Below are 18,487 nucleotides of genomic sequence, written 5' to 3' on the forward strand. Positions count from 1 at the left end.
TCGACTTGCTTTTCTCCCTTACTCCCAAGACGAAAAAGGAAGATCTCTTCGATAGAGAAAGAGAACTGAAAGACCTCGAAAAACTGCTCGAAACCTATCCGATCGTTGTGATCACCGGCCTGAGGCGGGTTGGAAAGTCCTCCCTTGTGAAAGTCTTTCTGAACAAAAGCGATCTTCTACACATAACCGTGGACGGAAGAAGACTCTACGAGACATCGGGGGGTAACATCTCGTCCCATCATCTCACAAGGTTTCTCGGAGAGGAGCTGTCCAGAATATCGAAATCTCAGAAACTTCTGAACGTTCTCAAGAGGGTCCGTGGAATCACAGTGAGTGGAACATCGATAGAACTCAATCCAAAGGAATTCAGTCTTTCCGATCTTCTCGAAAAGCTGAACGAAACGGCAAAGAGGCGGAAGAAAAAGATAGTCATCTTCTTCGATGAGGCGCAGTATCTCAGATACTACGGTTCTCGCGGTGGAAACGATCTTCTGGCACTCTTTGCCTACTGCTACGACAACTTCGAAAACGTGCGCTTCATCATCAGTGGTTCAGAAGTCGGCGTTCTTCACGATTTTTTGAAACTCGAAGACTACAGCTCACCCCTCCATGGCCGTGGAATAGGTTTTCTCACGGTGAGACCGTTCACCTTCGATCAATCCGTGGATTTCCTCATGGAAGGCTTCCGCGAAGTGGGAGAGAAGATCAACTTCGACGTGGAAGAAATTGTGAGAGAAATAGACGGTATAGTGGGGTATCTTGTCCTTTTTGGAGTGAAGTACCTCGAAAAGAAGAAAAAAGATGAAGCACTGAAAGAGGTGTTCCATGCCGTGAAGGCTCTTTTTGAAAAGGAAATGGAAGAGCTCAGAAAAAGGAGCGAAAGGTATCCATTCATATTGAGACAGATCGCAAGGGGAATAAACACCTGGTCTGCCCTGAAAAACATCTTCCGCGCAAAAGGCGACTTCATCGGTGACTCCCGATTGTACTCCCTCCTTGAAACTCTGGAAAAGATGTCCTTCATAGAAAAAACGCAGAGCGGATACAGAATAGTTGATCCGGTTTTTGAGAGGATTCTGCGCGAATGAAACGGAGAAATTCGTTACTTTCCTTCCGTGGCTTTCCGATACTCTTCTTCTGTAACAGATCCAAGCCACTCAGCAGGACCGAGGTGAACCTGTGTACTGATACCAATATGTACGAGTTCTTCATCGGGTGCCGCACCATGCCAGTGAACCACGTTTGGTGGTATCTCCACCACATCACCTTTTTTCAAAATTCTAGCGGGTTTTCCTCTTTCCTGGTAAAAGCCTTTTCCGCGAGTCACGATCAGAATCTGCCCTCCCGGATGGCTGTGCCAGTGTGTTCTCGCTCCTGGCTCGAACACCACGTTGTATACCTGTGTGTTGAATACCCCGTTTTCGTCAGTAACCAACATCTTCACCCAGACGTTCCCAGTGAAGAAGTCGCTCGAACCTTTAGAACCCCTTTCAAAGATATCATCCACCATGGTTGTACCTCCTTTCAATAATAGTCCACGCGATGATTTTTCATCTTTTCAGTGAACAAATCCACTTGACAACCTCGGGATCCCTGTGGGAGAAGAACGCACTCTGCCCTTCATCGAGCGTTGCAATCTTTTCCATGTCTTCCTGTGTGAGTTCAAAATCGAAGATGCTGATGTTTTCTTTCATCCTCTCTCTTCTCACAGTTTTGGGAATGGCAACGATTCCTTTCTGAGTGAGCCATCTCAGAATGACCTGTGCAACCGTTTTGCCGTACTTTTCCGCGATCGATCTGAGCACTCCGTTCTGGAAAATGTTTTTTCTTCCCTCAGCGAAAGGACCCCAAGCTTCAGGTTGGATGTTGTAATTTCTCATGAATTCGATCTCCTCTTGTCTCTGATAAAACGGATGTATCTCGATCTGGTTCACCGCGGGAACAATTTCGTGATGAACCATTAGATCCATCAACCGATCAGGGTAGAAGTTGCTCACACCTATGGCTCTTACCAATCCATCTTTGTACATTTCTTCCATAGCTTTCCAGGCACAGTGTACATCTCCAAAAGGTTGATGAATTAGATAGAGATCTATGTATTCGAGTTGCAGTTTCTTCAAAGACTTTTCAAAAGCCTTCTTTGTGGATTCGTAACCAACATCCGACACCCACAGTTTGGTCGTGACGAAGAGCTCCTCTCTTCTGACAATTCCTTCGTCAATCGCGCGTTTTATCGCTCTTCCCACTCCCTCTTCGTTCATGTACGATGCTGCTGTGTCGATGAGTCTGTATCCCACCTTTATAGCCTCATAGACACATTCTTCCGTCTTTTCTGGTGGTATCTGGAAAACTCCGTATCCCAGAATAGGCATTTCTACACCGTTGTTCAAAGTAACTTTTGGAACCTGCATGTTAACACCTCCTATAGATGGATCCATGCTCCTGAAATTCTCGTACCAACTTTTCCCGCTACCGTGAAGAAAATCGGAGAAAGAATCAGTATAAAAGCCGAAAGGAGTATGGCGTACTTCATCGAACCTGTCAACGAGACTATGTAACCGTTCATAATAGAAGAAGCAATACCAGAAAGAAGGACAGCTCCCACGTAGATACTACTCGCTTTTTCGAAGTGTTCCTGCGGAATGAGATCTCCAAATATTGCCCAGAAAGAAGGGGTTGAAAGTCTCCAGAAGAGGATGGAGAACCCCACCAGAATGGATGTCAGAAGAGGATTGGTTGAAAGAGTGGAAAGTATTAAAAGAAAAGCCGACGGAAATAAACCGGTATACAGGGGAATTAACCTTCCACGCATTCCTCTCACCCGGTCAGACCACAATCCAACGAAAACCTCCATTACGCTCGATACAACAGCCATGATTCCAAGCACAAGGGCTATGAAACTATAACCCAGCTGGATCTCACGAACAAGGAAAGTAGAAAGCCAATTGAACATGAGATTCCAGGTGTAAACAGCAGAAAAATGACCGAAGGAAAGCCACAGTATGATGGAGAACACTCGTTTGAAAGAAACATGTGATCTCTTTTGAGAATCGTTCCACTCCGGCTTTCTCTGTACCTTTGACTCCAGCAAGCTTTTCCACAGAATGTATGCAACAGGAACATAAATAACACCGAGAAATCCTCCAGTGATCATGGATCTTTTCCAATAACCACCTGCTAACGCAACAACAGCGTATCCGAGTGCAAGTCCGATCATAGAACCAGTGTTGTATATGGCAGTTGCGATTCCCCTTTTTCTGGAGTCCACATACATCTCCACCACTTTTGCAGCAAGAGGATAAGAGAAGGGAACAGCCAGGCTCCCCACTATCTTCACAACGTTTAAAGAGAAAAAGTCTTTCACGAAAGCAACAAGAATTGTTGGAATAGAGAGCATCATCATGACCAGAGCCATGGAGTTCATTGGATATAATCTATGAACAAATCTTCCAAATAACATGGGTGAGAGAGCAGAAATGACCGTCCAGACACTCATAGCAACTCCTATGATACTCCAATCCACGCCGAATTCTTCCACAATGGAGGGAAGAACCGCTCCGAACACCGATCCCTGAAGTATTGAAAAACTGGTGAGGCCAAGACATATTCCAAGAAGAATTCCCGTTCTTTCCATCAAACTCTACCTCACAGATACGTCATCTTTTCCATATCCTCAGGATACCTGCTACCTTTTATTTCTATTCTTGAGAGAGCATCGTTTATTTCCTGGAGCTCTTCCGGTGTGAGTTCAACAAAAGCCCCTCCGATGTTTTCCAGAAGATGACTCAGTTTCGTTGTACCTGGTATGGGAACTATCCAGGGTTTCTGTGCAAGAAGCCATGCGAGAGCTATCTGTGATGGTGTCGCACCCTTTCGCTCAGCGATCTTTTTAAGGAGTTCTACGAGTGCAAGATTTTCCTTCAAATTCTCTTTCTGAAAGCGTGGAATCCTGCTTCGAATATCTTCCTCATCGAACTTGGAGTTTTCACCTATCGCTCCTGTAAGAAAACCTTTTCCCAGGGGACTGTACGCCACAAAGCCTATTCCAAGTTCTTCACAGGTGGGAAGTATTTCCTCTTCAGGTTTTCTCCACCACATGGAGTACTCGTACTGCACCACATCAACAGGACAGACTTTATGAGCTCTTCTTATCGTTTCGGCAGAAGCTTCGCAAAGTCCAAAGTGTTTCACCTTACCCTCTTCTATGAGTTCCTTTACAGCCCCAGCTACTTCTTCTATTGGAACGTTTGGATCCACCCTATGCTGGTAAAGAATATCTATGGCTTCCACTCTGAGCCTTCTCAGAGAACCTTCCACTGCTTTTTTGATGTGTTCCGGATTGCTGTTCAGTCCTTTCCAGCCTGGCCTTCCATCTTCGTACAGCTCAAAACCAAACTTCGTTGCTATCACGACTTCACCTTTGAACGGTTCGAGTGCTTCGCCTACGAGTTCCTCGTTTGTGTAAGGGCCGTAAACTTCTGCGGTATCGAAGAAGTTGATGCCGAGCTCCACGGCCGTTCTGATGAGTTTGATCATCTCTTTTCTGTCTGGAAGTTTTTTCTGGCCGAAGCTCATTCTCATACAGCCGAGCCCTATGGCAGAAACCTCTGGTCCTCTCTCTCCGAGTTTTCTCTTCGGAATACCCATACTTCCCCCTCCTTTCGCTCTAAAACATACCGCTATCTACTCCGCAAACGTTAGAAAGATATTCTCGAATATTTGCCTGATTTTCCATCAAAGGGTAAAATTTTAGCAGAAAGGAGATGAAAGAAATCATGGATGAATTCGATTACGTTCGGAGAAAGCTGATTGAAAGGATTTTACATCTCACAGAAAAGCAACCCGTGGTGAGGCCACTTCCGGGTCTGACTGTGGGCAGGAGGGAGTCTCCTACAGAACCTTCCACTTACATCCTTCCGCCATCGATATGCATCGCTGTTCAGGGTGCAAAGCGCGTTCTCATTGGAGAAGAGTACTACGTTTACGACGTGGAGAATTTTCTTCTCAACTCCTTCGATGTTCCCGTCGTTGCTCAGGTGATAGAAGCTTCTAAGGAAAAACCTTATATCGGAATGACTTGGGAGATAGACATGGAGATCCTTATGGAAATCGTTGTTGAACAAAAGCTCAATACAAGACCAATCACGTCATCCCGCGGTACATCACTGGGAAAAGTCACTCATCAGCTCCTGGACGCATTCAGAAGGATGCTGGAGCTCCTCGATGAACCGGAACACATTTCCGCACTCCTTCCCGTGATAAAAAAAGAGATCATCTATAGGCTCCTTGTGAGCGAACAGGGCCCGAGACTCATTCAGATCGCGTTGTCTGGAAAGAACGATGTGATAACAGCACTGAATTATCTGAAAGAACACTTCAATGAATCTGTGAATATGAAAAGGCTTGCCGAGATGGTGGGAATGAGCGTATCGACTTTTTATCAGAACTTCAAGATTCTCACTGGCATGACTCCTCTTCAGTATCAGAAGAAACTTCGGCTGTGCGAGGCAAGGAAGCTTCTCATGGCAGGAAGCGACGTCACAACCGCAGCCTACCAGGTGGGATACGAGAGCCTCTCTCAGTTCAGCAGAGAGTACAAAAGATTTTTCGGTGTCTCTCCTTCACAGGATGCAAAGAAGCTGAAGGAAGAACCTTACACGAGGATCCTTTATTGATTGCAGATAATGGTGCTTCTGTGCTACAATATGCTTGGAATCGATAATTAGGTAGGAATAATTAAAGAAGGGAGATTCCTATGGAAAGAGAAAAAGTGGAACTTTTTAAAGAAGTGCTGAAAAAACTCCACAAAGGTGAAGACGTGGAATCTTTGAAAAAACAATTCGGAGAGTTACTCTCACAGATTCCTCCGTTCGAGATACCCGTCATCGAGCAGGAACTGCTGAAAAGCGGAGAGATAGACGTAAGAGACATCATCAAGATGTGCGATCTTCATGTTGAGTTCTTCAGAGGAGCCGTATCAGAAGCCGGAAGAGAAATAGAGAAGCTCCCGAATGGGCACCCGTTGAGAACGCTCTACGAAGAGAACAAACAGATACTCAAAGATGCGGAAGCTTTGAGTTTACTCGCCTCCAGCATGTTCTCTCTTCCAAAAGACGATCCCCGCAGGAAACAGTTCTATGAAAAGCTCGTTCAGCACGTCTCGGAGCTTCACAGGATAGGTCTCACCCATTACACGAGGGAAGAGATGCTGATATTTCCATACATTGAGAGAAGAGGCATCACAGCCGTTCCAACAGTCCTCTGGTCCAAACACGATGAGACCAGATTGAAGATAAGGCTCCTTCTCAATCTTTTGAAGAAAGAAGAATCCGATGAACGGCTGAAAGAAGAAGCACTGGAACTTTCAAGAATGCTCTCAGATATGGTCTTCAGAGAAAACAACATACTCTATCCGACGCTGAAGGTGTTACTCACCGAAGGAGAATGGAAAGCGATAAAGATGCTGGAAAAAGACATAGGGTACTACAAGATTGAAGTGACAGAAGAGTGGGAAACTCCTGAGAAACCTCTCCTTCCTCACAGAAATTGTCTGCGGAGACCCATCCCCTTTAGGGGATTGGGAGGAAGCAGACATGTGTACCACCTCCAGATTCAATAGTGTTAACATACAAATGAGGTGATTGAACAAATGACTGTGACTCTGACCTGTAGATTCAAACTCGAACTCAGCAAGGACCAAAAACAGCAGTTCCTGGATATTGCGACGGCTTACACAAACGCCGTCAACTATGTGCTCGAACAAAACCTCAAGGACAAATCGACGAACGTCAAAAAACTCCATAAGCTTTACTACAGCACCATCCGTGAGAAATTTTGCCTTCCCGCTCAAATAGCCATCAATGTGAACAGAGACGTCTCTGCAATGTACAAAACTCTCTGGGCTCAGTTCAAAGAACTCAAACGTCGAAAACCCGATTCGAAAGCAGTCAAGAAGTTCTGGGATAAACCACCGAAGCGAAAGAGCTTGATCGTCAAATACACGTACAACAGAACTGCAAGCTTCAAAAAGATCAACGGAGAGTGGCACGCTTCTCCACACTTCAAGGTCGAATCAAATGGATCCCGATGAAGGGCTGGTCCAAACACTTTGAGTACCTCAAGTCTGGCAAGATCGGCGATCCAATACTGACTTACGACAAATCATCCAAAACCTTCTTCTTGCTTGTTCCTGTAACGCTTGAAGTTCAGGAACATCAACCAAAAGAAATCCTCGGTGTTGACGTTGGAGAAAGACACATTGCTGCTGCCACCTCGACCAAAGGCACCAGGTATCTGATAGACCTTCCTGAAGAGTTCAAACAAAGAAAACAACACTATCAACGTCTTCGCTCTGAACTCATGTCAAAAGGCACTCGCTCTGCTAAGAGAAAACTTGCCAGGATCAGCAGGCGAGAGAAACGGTTCACTGAGAACGTACTGCACATCATTGCAAAAAAGCTCATCACAAGCCACCCTGGTGCCAGGTTTGTTCTCGAAGACCTGACTCAGATCAGAGCTAACAGAATCACCTACCGCGGCAAAGACAAAGAAGCAAGAAGACAGTCAGAACAATGGCCGTTTGCAAGTCTTCAGCAAAAGATAGAGTACAAAGCGAAATTGTACTACGGAGTTCAGTCCGAAAAGGTCGACCCCAGCTACACCTCGCAAACCTGTCCCAGGTGCGGCCACGTCTCGAAAGAAAACAGACCAGACCATGGAGAGCGTTTTGTATGTCAGAACTGCGGCTACGAAGAACACGCAGACATAGTTGGTGCGATCAACATAGCCCTGAGAGTTCTTGTCAAAGACCAGCAGGGTAATCTTGAAAAGCTTTTAGGGGCCGATGTCAGTCGGCCTGATGCTCCCCGTTTGGGTTGAGCAAGCCCTCCTCCTTCAGGGAGAGGGTAGCTGACGAGATAGATCCCGTCGTTTCACCTGAAACTTATGAGAAACTTCCCGATGAGATCAAAAGGGTTGCCGGAATGCTCACACCAGACACAGAATATTCGCTGGTTCGAGACAACGACATAAAAATAGAAAGTGGTTATCTATCTTTAGAAGAACTGAATGCTATTTTCAAAACGTTGCCGTTCGATATTACCTTTGTGGATAAACACGGCAGAGTTCGTTTCTTCTCTGGAGGTCACAGGATCTTCCACAGAGCTCCCACCGTTCTTGGAAGACCGGTCCAGTTCTGTCATCCCCCAAGGAGCGTTCATATCGTGAACAAAATCCTCAAAGCTTTCAAAGAGGGAAGGAAAGAACCTGCGGAGTTCTGGATCAACATGGGTGACAGAAAGATCCACATACGCTATTTCCAGGTCCTGGACAAAGAAGGAAACTATCTGGGAACACTGGAAGTGGTACAGGACATCACGAGGATAAAAGAACTCGAAGGAGAAAAGAGGCTCCTCGATTGGGAAAATTAATATTCGGGAAATCCTGAAACCTTCAGGTTCGGAGGCAAGGTTTGCTTCTGATGCTGTGAGCATAATCCTGTCATTACCTTAAAACCATGTTATGTTATCATTTTCCATAGAGCAAGAATTGTTTGACAAAATCCTGCTACTTTTGAGCAGTTTGGATTCAATAGATTTTCTGTGACTGTGTTGGGGTGGTGAAATGATGGAAATACTACAAATACTATCGGAATTCAAAAAAAGGGTTTCTGAAAAATTCGGTGAGGTAGAAGTTGTTCTATTTGGTTCTTGTGCAAGGGGAAGTACCAGAGAAGAGTCGGACATTGATGTTTTCGTGATACTGGATAGAGATGTCGATATTAAAGTAAAAGAATCCATTTACGATATCGCTTATGAGTTTAACCTCAAATACGACATTGTTCTGGATGTAAGCGTTTATTCAAAGAAGGAGTGGGATAGATACAGGAAGATCCTTCCTTTCATCGTCAACGTTGAAAAAGAAGGTATAATCGTATGAACGAAAAGGAAAAAATCATTGAATATTGGAGAAGAAGAGCAAGAGAATGTCTTGACGACGCGAAACTGCTTTTAAAAAATGAGAGATTACATTCCGCAGTAAACAGAATTTATTATGCTTTATTTTATCAAGTTTCCGCGCTTCTTCTCGCCAAAGGTCTTTCATTTTCCAAACATAGTGGTGTTCTGGCAGCTTTTAACAGAGAGTTTGTAAAAACTGGAAAAGTAAACAAGGAACTGGGAAAGTTCTACAATCGCATGTTTGAGCATAGAAAGACAGGAGACTATGGAGAGCTTGTTGAATTTGAGGAGGAGAACGTGAAAGACTGGATAAGAAAAGCGGAAGGATTCTTGGATGCTATTGAAAAACTAATAGAGGATTTGAAACGAGCATGAAAGAATATGAGGCAAGGCAATTTAAGGTTTGCTACATGAATTCTCCTGAAAAAGCGCAGGAGAACCTGTGCTTTTTTCAATTATTCGTTTTGTAACTCACAGGTCTTCTCTTCGTTGCTCAGTCTAAACGATGAAGTTTATCTTTTCTGATAGTATATAAGTGATCAATTATATAAGAAGGTGATTATATGAAGCTTCACGAGTTGTTCCATATCCTTTCAAACGAAACCAGGCTGAAGATTTTAACTCTTCTTCTGGAGAAAGAGATGTGCGTTTGCCAGATACTGGCAAGTATAGGAACGACTCAGCCGAACATCTCACAGCATCTCCACGTTCTCAAAAACCACGGCATTGTCAAATCTCGCAGAGAAGATTCCTTCGTTTACTATTCGATCGATGAAAGATTCCTCGAAAAATATCCCTTTCTGATCACTATTCTCGAACGTGCGAGAAAGGAATATGGTGTTAAAGCCGTTAACTCCTGCTCTTTACAAAATCTATCAAATAAGGAGTGAGAAACTTGGCGACCTTCATCCTGATCGCTCTGATCTTTGTGGCTTTCTATTTCGTTCCGTTCGGGCATCCGATTGTCGATCAGAGTATTCTGAACGGATTCTACCTGCTTCACGAATACGCACGTGAACACGTTCTTCTGTGTCTTGTTCCCGCATTCTTCATCGCCGGAACGATATCAGTAATGCTCAAAAAGGACGCCGTTTTGAAACTCCTTGGTCCAAACGCAAAAAGGATCATTTCTTATCCTGTCGCTGCGATTTCCGGTGGTATTCTGGCTGTCTGTTCCTGCACCATTCTTCCGCTCTTTGGAGGGATCTACAAAAAAGGTGCGGGTATAGGTCCTGCCACCACTTTCTTGTTTGCCGGACCTGCCATAAACATCGCTGCGATATTTCTGACAGCCCGAGTTCTTGGATGGGATTTGGGACTTGCCCGTCTCATTGCAACGATAACAGCAGCTGTCCTGATAGGCTTGATCATGGAAATGATCTATCAGGAAAGGGGAGAAGGTGGACTCGCGTTCACTTCCGATGACGATCAATACGGCGTAAGAGGAATAATATTTTTCCTGATACAGCTTGGATTTCTGGTAACGAGTTCTCTTGGTATCAACCAGACCCTCAAATATTCCCTGATGACATTGCTCGGAATCTCCGCACTTTTCATGGCTTTGTTTGGTTTCAAAAGAGACACCGTTGAAAACTGGCTGTACGAAACCTGGGACTTCGCAAAGAAAATACTGCCATATCTCTTCATCGGTGTGTTCTTCGCAGGTGTTCTGACCAGACTTCTGCCCCAGCAGGTGGTAACGGCACTTCTTGGAAGCAACAGTTTCTTGTCAAATCTTGTAGCGTCCGTCATAGGAACTCTCATGTACTTTGCCACTCTTACGGAAGTTCCAATAGTTCAGGCTCTGAGAGAACTTGGAATGGCAAAGGGTCCAACCCTTGCTCTTCTCATGGCCGGTAATTCCCTCAGCCTGCCAAGCATGATCGTTATCACAAAGCTTCTTGGAAAGAAAAAGGCCTTCACTTACTTTGGCCTTGTGGTTGTTTTTTCCACTCTGTTTGGAATGATATACGGAGTAATTTAAAAGGAGGGATAGCATGGCAAAAAAGGTGGAGATACTAGGAAAAGGGTGTCCGAGGTGCAAACAGACAGAAAAAATCGTGAGAATGGCAATCGAAGAACTGGGAATCGATGCAGTTGTTGAAAAGGTTCAGGACATAAACGAGATTGTCTCAAGAGGTGTCGTGGCAACCCCCGCAGTAGCGGTGGATGGAAAAGTTGTCATCTCCGGTAAAATTCCATCCCTAGATGAAGTCAAAAAGGTCCTTCAGCAGGCTTGAGACAGAACTCTGTTTACGACAAAGCCGCCTGAGAAGGCGGCTTTTTTATCATCGTAACTCATTGAAAGCTTTTTTGAAGAGTTTTCCTCAATCTCTGACATCATTTTAACAGCTCTTACCTCACAAAACAAAAAACTGTGACATCATCTATTAAATTCATTTACAATTATGTTATAATTACTGCACCATATACGGGAGGTGATTTTCATGAGCAGAAAAATGTTACTTGTCCTTCTGTCCTTTCTTGTGGTCCTCGCCGGATGTACAGCGGTTGTAGGCATCATCGCTGAAGAAGGCATAAAACAAAGGCACAGGAATTAATCGATCAGGCAAGAAACATCGTAACGGGTAATGACATCGACTATGTATCCCTGAGAGAGCTCATCCATGTTCCACAATCTGATGTAGACGATTTCGATGTCGAAAATACCGTTTTCGGAACAGGAGAGATCTTGGGTTATGATTTTACATTTCCCTCCACCATCACCAGTTGCAGTTTGGTTTCTGTGAGCGAACTCGAGACCACCAAGGCCATTCCATGGAGTTTGAGCAACAAACCAGATTTTGTGGAAAATGTTTATGCTCTAACGGTAGAGGGAATCACTCAGGACGGAACAAAGACCTTCTTTTCGCTTCCAATGATAGAAGTTTCCGGCGAACTGTACTTCTGGACAATTTATATCTATTCCTATGAACAAAAGGATGTTGTCCCAACACCTGCCACAGAGGTGAGGATGTACCCAACACCTTCCCTTTGAAGAGTCAACTAAAAGACAACGCGACCCAGAAAATCCACCGACGACAGTTCAGAAAGCTAATCGGGATGAATTATCCCGGAAGTGAACACAAGCAAGACGTGTCCCATCTGTGGTGAAAGGAATAAGCCAATCGTAAGAAGATACCACTGCAAAGCCTGTGATTTTGAGTATCACGGGGACGGAGTAGGAGCAATTAACATCTGGAAAAGGTATCCTGGCACAGGCCAGGTAGTAGCGAGCTTGGCCCCCGTCAGAGGTGTGAGGTTCCACCCTCACTTCTGTGGTCATGGAGCATCTTTGACTCCATGGAAGGTGGCCTGAGAGCTACCAAAAGTCCCATCCTCTTCAGGGGATTGGAAGGAGGTCGACTTCTTTCAATTCCTTGAATCTGTAAAAGCGCTCGCTGTTAGATACATAGGGACTCTGATCTCCCTTTGAGTTTTTTATCCGTTAATACACAGATTTTCTGAGAGGATATGTGTTTCCAGCTTCTTTATTGCAATCGATTTTTCTACACGTGTGAAAAATTTCATAGATTGTGAAAACTTATTTGTATCTTTCGTAGAACAAATGCTATAATGGTAGGAATTCTGAACTTTGGAGGGATTAATAATGAAAAAACTTGCTGTGGTAGTAGCTATTCTGTTGACATTTTATCTGTGCGTGTTTTCAAACGATAGCGACGCTTTGCGGTATCGCTTAAACACCATTAGCGAACTGAATAAAAGCTATTTGAAAGCAATTCAAAACATTGTCGGATACAACGGATTGTTCAAATCAGGAAGCGATTTTTTCTTAGAGACGCTTTATTCAAACGACCCGCTTCTGGCCAGATATCAGAAAGAAAGCCAAGAGGCTATTCGAAAGGTTCAAGAAGCAAGAAGAGAAGGGGCTTCTAATGAAGAGATCTTAAAACTTCAGCTCGCATATCAAGAAGCTCGTTTGCGGGAAAACAAGCAATTTATCGCTTTAATTGAATCTAATTTGTATAACTCCATAGACTACCTTGCATCGGAAACGTTGAAAAATTCTTTGAAGACAGCGAATAAGATAATAGACGATGTTTTGAAGAACTGGAAAGAGATTTTAAAACCGTTACTTGAAGGGGATTTCGGTGGAGTAATAAAAAATGCGATTCTTCAACTGATAGATTCAACGTACAAAATAACGTTTATTGATTACTGCAAAGCAAATTATGGTGCCACTGAAAAAATTGCTCAGTACTGGTGGAAAACGTATTTTGTCGAACCTTTTGAGTCTTCAGAGGAAAAGAAAGTCTTAGACGAGGTTCTCACCAAAGCTTCAGACGAACTAAAAGATAGATTAAAAGACAGGTTGACGGAAAGATTAAAATTGGAGATTGTCAGCAAAGGTAACGCACTGGCCGAAAAAGTGATAGAAGAAACTGCTAAGAAAAGCGCTGAATCGATTTTGAAGAACATTATAGAAACACCATCATTGATTGTAGAGTTGTTCACAAAATACTACAATGTTGTCGATTTTCAGATCACGTTCAACGATATAGCCAGTAATGAGGTTGTGTTTATCAAGCAGATCAGGGAGTTAGTTGGTAACGATGAAAACGAGATAAACAGATGTTACTTCGACAGAGCTTATTTTCTATCAAAAAAGAAAGCCGCAAAGAAAGCTGCTATCAACGATGTCGGGGAGAAGACACAACAGGGATCGACAAAAGGACAAAGAAAATCTGAAGAAGATGTTATTCCTCAAGAAGTCATAGCAAAAGCGGAGGAAATAGTATTGGCAAAGGATCCCTTTCTCAAGGTGAGCGCGGTACAGAACATAGAGACGAGGATTGAAGAGATGAACGATTTGTCTTTAAGGGATGCACTGCCAGATCTTAACAGTGCCAAAAGATTAATCGAGTACACCTTTGGACAGCTTGAAAACAATGAGATAACTCTCGGAGAGTACAACTACGAAATCAATCGAATAGTAAGCGTTTATACGGGTCAATTAAATACCGCTAAAAAGACGATTGCCAACAATCTTGAATCTGAATACCATAAAGGATCGATCAGCCAAAGCGAATATTCGGAGAAGCTCAAACAATTGGATAAAGATGTCGAAGGAAACATTAGACAATTGAACGATTTTGTTTATTTGAAGCATCAGGAGATAGAGAAACAGCGACAGTTGTTCAAGGAAAAGCTATCACAACTGGTCAAAACCCTTGATCAAGGAAGTGAAATGAAACTATTACAGGATAGTTTGTTGGCAAAATTCAATCAGTTTTTGAAACTCTACAAGCAGAAAATAGGACAGGCTGTCTGGTCGTTTGCATTTAGTAGCTTTTCAGAAATGATGGAAGGTTTTACTAATGGAATCGGCAAGGCATTCATGAAGGAACTCAACTCCAAATCACCTTCATTTTTCTTGCTACAGAACGGCGGGTGGATTCTGGAAAACTTGCTGGCGATTTGTCAAGAGGACGAGCGTCTAACCAGAGCTCTGATTGAAAAGGTTGACAAATTATCTGAGGAAATCAAAGCTTTGTATGAGAGCTTCCCTCGGTATTGCTACACAGATGAAGATGGCTTAGTTTCATATTCAAAAAATGCGATGTTGATTGAGGAATTCAAAAGTTCTTTACTACAGAGATTGGAAAAAACACTCGAATGGAAAACTACAATATCTCAATGGGTGTACATGACGGAATTGAAAAACGAAATGACGAAGCGGTATCTTGAGGTCTATTTGGCGTTTCTAAGAGAAAAAGTGAAAATATTCCAGGAAACGTTTCAGGTTGTTGTCGATAGTTTCGACTCTCTAAAATCGAGCTATCTGGAAAAATGGGAAGACAGGATCGAACAAATGGCCTTCACAATAAAAGATATGTGGAAACAGAAGATAACTCCAGATGAGGCCCGGAATGAATTAAAAAGAATCTCCCAAACCACCGAAGCTGTGGATTCAATGTATGAACACTGGATTGAGATGCGCGATATGTTGGAAGTTATGTCCTCAGATCTTTACAGAATAAGCTCAGCTGGTGTAGAAATGTTAAATCTTGAACCATCGAAAGAGTATTCCAGTTATATAAATTCGATGATTGAAGAGAATAAGAGCCTTAAAAAGAGTGCTTCTCAGGTAATAGAAGAGTATGAAAAGGCTTCTCTTCATGACTACTCTCACGATCTGAAGGCTCTAATACTGGATTACTATAGATCGGATGACAACTCATATTTGTGGAAAGGAATCTCCACACAGATAGGAGGAATATCTTTTCTTTTGATACTTGACGATCCAGACATAATGGGAGTTATTGGTGGAGATCTCGAAAAAGCCCTCAACCTTTGCCAAAGATTCGAAAAGTTTATCAAAGACGCTGAAGAACGTGTAAAGGCAACCAATGAAGCAGACAGAGTTCTGAATACTTATCTGGATAAGGTTGAAATCGAAGTAGAATCTATTGAAAAAGCAGGGGGATTCACAACTCTTACGAAGAAAGAAGCTCTTACAGAATTACTTACTGAAGCGGAAAAAAAGGCAATCGAAGCATTCCAAAGTTACGGTTTTGAATGCACCAGCTGGCGTTCATCAAGGTGGTGGGATTTGAAACGCAGGATAGAAAGCATTAGTGTTCCTGAAGAAAAGGTAGGTCAAGCTGTTGAGGGAAATGCAAGCAGTTTTCCTTCGATTGAAAAGCCAGAGAGGATAATTTTTGGAGATCTTGTATGGCTGAACGTCATGCAGGATGGGTATCCCACCCATAGATTCAGCCTTTCACCTGATGGCAAAAAACTACTAATTGAGCGTCAAACCGGGTTTAGTCTATACAACATAGAGACGAAGACCCTGGAAGAGTTTTCTCTGCCCGAACCTGTAAAAGCGACTCTCTCAAGGGATTACAACTTCGAATGGATATCAGAAGATGAAGTGTACTTCTACGCGTACAATGGTGAAGGCTTTGAAATCGATGAATCTGGTAGCTACAAAGAAAAACCAGTTACAACTATTCAGGGAATGGGTTTTATACTACACAGTTTCAGCCCCTCAGGGGAATATATCCTTGCAAGTAGATTAACTTCAAATGGTGATGCCATTCATGTGTTGAGAGTTAGTGATGCCAAGATAGAGCAAATTGGAACCACATATGACAAAAGTATTTTACAGTGGGTGCCAGGAACAGATTCCGTTTTCTTCAAAGATCAGAACTCAAAAATGAATATCTACGATGTTGAGAGTAAAACACTTAAAACGTATGATGTCACGCTGGAAAACTATGTCTGCGCTCTTTTGCCAGGTGGAAAATGGATTGTTTATGGAAATTCTCTTGAAGTTATTGCTCAAAACCTGAGCACGTCTGAAAAAATCACGCTGTGGAAAGGTAACGAAAGTGAACAGGGAGCAAACGTTCTGAGTGGAATATATCCCTTGCGTGGAAATATTGTTTTGCTTTTATGGATGCATCACACTGAGCCATTTGATTATGGAGTGCAGATTTGTGAAATTGAATAAGACAAACTAATATTGTTGTGCAAAGAATTCTTGGATTTGAAGAGGATGATGTGGAAGACTGGATAAGAAAAGATGAGAAATTGAAATGAACAGGAACATGAAAAGTATGGAGCAAGGCAATTTAAGGTTTGCTACATGAATTCTCCTGAAAAAGCGCAGGTTCTCCTGCTACAGGATACGAGTCAGGAATCATATTCCATTGAGGGGGGTTGTGATAAACAGCTATATTAGTTAAAATTCTAACGGATCAAGAGTGAAGAATCTACCTCTTCCAGGAGATTGGGGGAAAAATCGTGAACGGTCTTTTGTTCAAGAAGGTAGATTACAGTGTAGGTGGACTGTTAGAGAATATCGATAGCGGTGAAATAGGTCTTCCTGATATTCAACGGCCCTTCGTCTGGGATACAACGCGTGTGCGTGATCTGTTTGATTCTATGTACCGTGGCTATCCTATTGGAACTCTTCTTTTCTGGGAAAATGGTTTCCCTGGTGAACACCGCACTATCGGGACAGGCCCCAAGAAGAAAGTGCCTCGCCTGCTCGTTGTAGATGGTCAACAGCGACTCACTGCCCTTTACTCCGTAATGAAGGGTGTTCCCATCGTAGACAAGAACTTTCGACAACGGCGCTTGAGAATAGCCTTCAATCCGTTGGAAGAAAAATTCGAGGTCACCAATACATCTATTGAACGAGATCCTACCTGGATATCTGATATCAGTATCCTGTGGCAGGAAGGTTTCGCGCTGTACGATTTTATCTCCAGTTTCATGAAGAGATTGGAAGAACGGCGTGGTCTAACCGAAGAGGAACGGCAGCGGATTCCTCGATCCATTCAAAAGCTGGTCAACCTCGTCAATTATCCAATGACCGCTCTGGAAATTTCTGCCAGCGCCACAGAAGAACAGGTTTCTGAGATCTTTGTTCGCATAAACAGCAGAGGTCGTACACTCAATCAGGCCGATTTCATCCTGACGTTGATGTCCGTTTTCTGGGATGAAGGGCGAAAACAACTGGAAGAATTCTGCCGGCGGGCTAAGAATCCACCTTCGGATAATCGTCCTTCACCCTATAACCCATACTTCAAACCTCAACCAGATCAGCTACTGAGAGTCGATGTGGCACTGGCTTTTCGTCGCGCCCGGCTGGAATACGTGTATTCCATTCTGCGAGGCAAAGATCTTCAGACCGGTGAATTCTCTCCTGAACGTCGTGATGCCCAGTTCGCTCTCCTGAGAAAAGCACAGGACGAAGTTCTCAACCTGCAAAACTGGCACGACTTTTTGAAAGTTATAAAGCGTGCCGGATATATTCATCCCAGTCTTATTACCTCTGAAATGGCGCTGGTTTACACTTATTCCCTCTGGCTCATTGGCAAACAAGACTTTGGCCTGGACCAGCACACTCTCCGCAATCTGATGGCACGATGGTTCTTCATGAGTTCACTCACCAGCCGCTACTCCTCTTCCCCTGAAACTCGTATGGAACAGGATCTCGCATTGATACGAGGCTGTACCAATTCAGAAGAGTTCATTCGGACACTGGAACAGGAAATATCAGCGGTTCTGACAAATGATTACTGGACTGTCACGCTCCCCAACGAACTCGCCACAGCTTCCGCTCGCAGTCCGGGACAATTCGCCTTCTTTGCAGCTCTCTGTTTGCTTGATGCCCCGGTACTCTACTCTTCTATGAAGGTTCGCGACCTGCTCGATCCCACATCACAATCGGGAAGGTCAGCCCTGGAGAGACACCATCTCTTTCCACGCAAATACCTTCAAAAACTGGGCATCAAAGATAAACACGACATAAACCAGGTTGCCAATTTCGCACTGGTAGAATGGTACGACAACGTTGATATAGGAGATCGCCCTCCTTCAGATTACGCGCCCGAGTATGAAAGACGTTTTCCACCCGACAAACTTAAAGAAATGTACTGGTACCATGCACTGCCCGAAGGCTGGTACAACATGGATTACTGGACATTTTTGGAGGAACGCCGACGTCGAATGGCAGAAATCATTCGAAAAGGGTTTGAGAGTTTGAAGTGAAA

The 18,487-nt window shown here is 43.6% G+C and carries 18 protein-coding genes and 1 pseudogene; 15 read left to right on the forward strand and 4 right to left on the reverse strand.

Annotated features, from left to right (window positions below; genetic code table 11):
- The first annotated feature begins 5 nt into the window (after positions 1-5).
- The gene (locus CTN_RS07830; RefSeq protein WP_004080527.1) at positions 6-1,088 is read left to right on the forward strand and encodes an AAA family ATPase; all 1,083 of its coding nucleotides are present in this window, start codon (positions 6-8) and stop codon (positions 1,086-1,088) included.
- A gap of 14 nt (positions 1,089-1,102) precedes the next feature.
- Here the strand turns inward: CTN_RS07830 and CTN_RS07835 are convergent, their stop codons facing one another.
- From CTN_RS07835 to CTN_RS07850, 4 genes are read right to left on the reverse strand one after another with little or no spacing between them, the layout of a single operon-like run.
- A complete protein-coding gene (locus CTN_RS07835; RefSeq protein WP_029683524.1) occupies positions 1,103-1,510 on the reverse strand; it encodes a cupin domain-containing protein in 408 nt (135 codons plus the stop codon).
- A 40-nt stretch (positions 1,511-1,550) separates the two neighbouring features.
- A complete protein-coding gene (locus tag CTN_RS07840; RefSeq protein WP_004080532.1) occupies positions 1,551-2,411 on the reverse strand; it encodes an aldo/keto reductase in 861 nt (286 codons plus the stop codon).
- A gap of 11 nt (positions 2,412-2,422) precedes the next feature.
- A complete protein-coding gene (locus CTN_RS07845) occupies positions 2,423-3,634 on the reverse strand; it encodes an MFS transporter (RefSeq protein WP_004080534.1) in 1,212 nt (403 codons plus the stop codon).
- 11 nt (positions 3,635-3,645) lie between these two features.
- On the reverse strand, positions 3,646-4,647 hold the full coding sequence (locus tag CTN_RS07850; protein WP_004080538.1) for an aldo/keto reductase: 1,002 nt from the start codon (positions 4,645-4,647) through the stop codon (positions 3,646-3,648).
- 116 nt (positions 4,648-4,763) lie between these two features.
- Between CTN_RS07850 and CTN_RS07855 the strand changes: the two genes are divergently transcribed.
- From CTN_RS07855 to CTN_RS07915, 14 genes and pseudogenes are all read left to right on the forward strand, one after another.
- Entirely contained in the window at positions 4,764-5,675 is a 912-nt protein-coding gene (locus tag CTN_RS07855) for an AraC family transcriptional regulator (protein WP_015646141.1), read from the forward strand.
- An 80-nt stretch (positions 5,676-5,755) separates the two neighbouring features.
- Positions 5,756-6,619, forward strand: a complete 864-nt coding sequence (locus CTN_RS07860; protein WP_004080542.1) for a DUF438 domain-containing protein — start codon at positions 5,756-5,758, stop codon at positions 6,617-6,619.
- A gap of 30 nt (positions 6,620-6,649) precedes the next feature.
- Complete coding sequence (locus CTN_RS10140; protein ID WP_004080544.1) at positions 6,650-7,090, forward strand: transposase; 441 nt, start codon at positions 6,650-6,652, stop codon at positions 7,088-7,090.
- The gene (locus tag CTN_RS10145; protein WP_015920032.1) at positions 7,087-7,878 is read left to right on the forward strand and encodes an RNA-guided endonuclease InsQ/TnpB family protein; all 792 of its coding nucleotides are present in this window, start codon (positions 7,087-7,089) and stop codon (positions 7,876-7,878) included. The genes CTN_RS10140 and CTN_RS10145 overlap by 4 nt, the downstream gene beginning before the upstream one ends.
- Positions 7,875-8,429 (forward strand): PAS domain-containing protein, encoded by a 555-nt coding sequence (locus CTN_RS07875; RefSeq protein WP_004080548.1) that lies wholly within the window; start codon positions 7,875-7,877, stop codon positions 8,427-8,429. Before CTN_RS10145 ends, CTN_RS07875 begins: the two co-directional genes overlap by 4 nt.
- 196 nt (positions 8,430-8,625) lie before the next feature.
- Positions 8,626-8,937: a nucleotidyltransferase domain-containing protein gene (locus CTN_RS07880; protein ID WP_029683745.1), complete on the forward strand. Its 312-nt coding sequence runs from the start codon at positions 8,626-8,628 to the stop codon at positions 8,935-8,937.
- Positions 8,934-9,332, forward strand: coding sequence for a HEPN domain-containing protein (locus CTN_RS07885; RefSeq protein ID WP_004080552.1), 399 nt, complete (start codon positions 8,934-8,936; stop codon positions 9,330-9,332). Before CTN_RS07880 ends, CTN_RS07885 begins: the two co-directional genes overlap by 4 nt.
- Before the next feature lie 188 nt (positions 9,333-9,520).
- A complete protein-coding gene (locus CTN_RS07890) occupies positions 9,521-9,847 on the forward strand; it encodes an ArsR/SmtB family transcription factor (RefSeq protein ID WP_004080556.1) in 327 nt (108 codons plus the stop codon).
- A gap of 5 nt (positions 9,848-9,852) precedes the next feature.
- Positions 9,853-10,941, forward strand: a complete 1,089-nt coding sequence (locus tag CTN_RS07895) for a permease (protein ID WP_004080558.1) — start codon at positions 9,853-9,855, stop codon at positions 10,939-10,941.
- Between the two features lie 13 nt (positions 10,942-10,954).
- Positions 10,955-11,197: a thioredoxin family protein gene (locus CTN_RS07900; protein WP_004080561.1), complete on the forward strand. Its 243-nt coding sequence runs from the start codon at positions 10,955-10,957 to the stop codon at positions 11,195-11,197.
- Between the two features lie 452 nt (positions 11,198-11,649).
- Positions 11,650-11,955, forward strand: coding sequence for a hypothetical protein (locus CTN_RS07905; protein WP_004080564.1), 306 nt, complete (start codon positions 11,650-11,652; stop codon positions 11,953-11,955).
- Positions 11,955-12,276 (forward strand): annotated as a pseudogene (locus CTN_RS09745) (zinc ribbon domain-containing protein); the annotation flags it as partial. The gene CTN_RS07905 and the pseudogene CTN_RS09745, both read left to right, overlap by 1 nt.
- A 291-nt stretch (positions 12,277-12,567) precedes the next feature.
- On the forward strand, positions 12,568-16,437 hold the full coding sequence (locus CTN_RS07910) for a TolB-like translocation protein (protein ID WP_004080565.1): 3,870 nt from the start codon (positions 12,568-12,570) through the stop codon (positions 16,435-16,437).
- Positions 16,438-16,730: 293 nt separating this feature from the next.
- Positions 16,731-18,485, forward strand: a complete 1,755-nt coding sequence (locus tag CTN_RS07915) for a GmrSD restriction endonuclease domain-containing protein (protein WP_015920036.1) — start codon at positions 16,731-16,733, stop codon at positions 18,483-18,485.
- Positions 18,486-18,487: the final 2 nt, after the last annotated feature.

Origin of the sequence: Thermotoga neapolitana DSM 4359, assembly GCF_000018945.1 — a bacterium.
Taxonomy (GTDB): Bacteria; Thermotogota; Thermotogae; order Thermotogales; family Thermotogaceae; genus Thermotoga; species Thermotoga neapolitana.

Bases quoted from the DNA above. Each gene is read 5' to 3' on its own strand.
- CTN_RS07850 (WP_004080538.1), bottom strand. From the start codon at position 4,647: ATGGGTATTCCGAAGAGAAAACTCGGAGAGAGAGGACCAGAGGTTTCT.
- CTN_RS10145 (WP_015920032.1), top strand. From the start codon at position 7,087: ATGAAGGGCTGGTCCAAACACTTTGAGTACCTCAAGTCTGGCAAGATC.
- CTN_RS07840 (WP_004080532.1), bottom strand. From the start codon at position 2,411: ATGCAGGTTCCAAAAGTTACTTTGAACAACGGTGTAGAAATGCCTATT.
- CTN_RS07855 (WP_015646141.1), top strand. From the start codon at position 4,764: ATGAAAGAAATCATGGATGAATTCGATTACGTTCGGAGAAAGCTGATT.
- CTN_RS07880 (WP_029683745.1), top strand. From the start codon at position 8,626: ATGGAAATACTACAAATACTATCGGAATTCAAAAAAAGGGTTTCTGAA.
- CTN_RS07860 (WP_004080542.1), top strand. From the start codon at position 5,756: ATGGAAAGAGAAAAAGTGGAACTTTTTAAAGAAGTGCTGAAAAAACTC.
- CTN_RS07890 (WP_004080556.1), top strand. From the start codon at position 9,521: ATGAAGCTTCACGAGTTGTTCCATATCCTTTCAAACGAAACCAGGCTG.
- CTN_RS10140 (WP_004080544.1), top strand. From the start codon at position 6,650: ATGACTGTGACTCTGACCTGTAGATTCAAACTCGAACTCAGCAAGGAC.
- CTN_RS07910 (WP_004080565.1), top strand. From the start codon at position 12,568: ATGAAAAAACTTGCTGTGGTAGTAGCTATTCTGTTGACATTTTATCTG.
- CTN_RS07900 (WP_004080561.1), top strand. From the start codon at position 10,955: ATGGCAAAAAAGGTGGAGATACTAGGAAAAGGGTGTCCGAGGTGCAAA.
- CTN_RS07845 (WP_004080534.1), bottom strand. From the start codon at position 3,634: ATGGAAAGAACGGGAATTCTTCTTGGAATATGTCTTGGCCTCACCAGT.
- CTN_RS07885 (WP_004080552.1), top strand. From the start codon at position 8,934: ATGAACGAAAAGGAAAAAATCATTGAATATTGGAGAAGAAGAGCAAGA.
- CTN_RS07835 (WP_029683524.1), bottom strand. From the start codon at position 1,510: ATGGTGGATGATATCTTTGAAAGGGGTTCTAAAGGTTCGAGCGACTTC.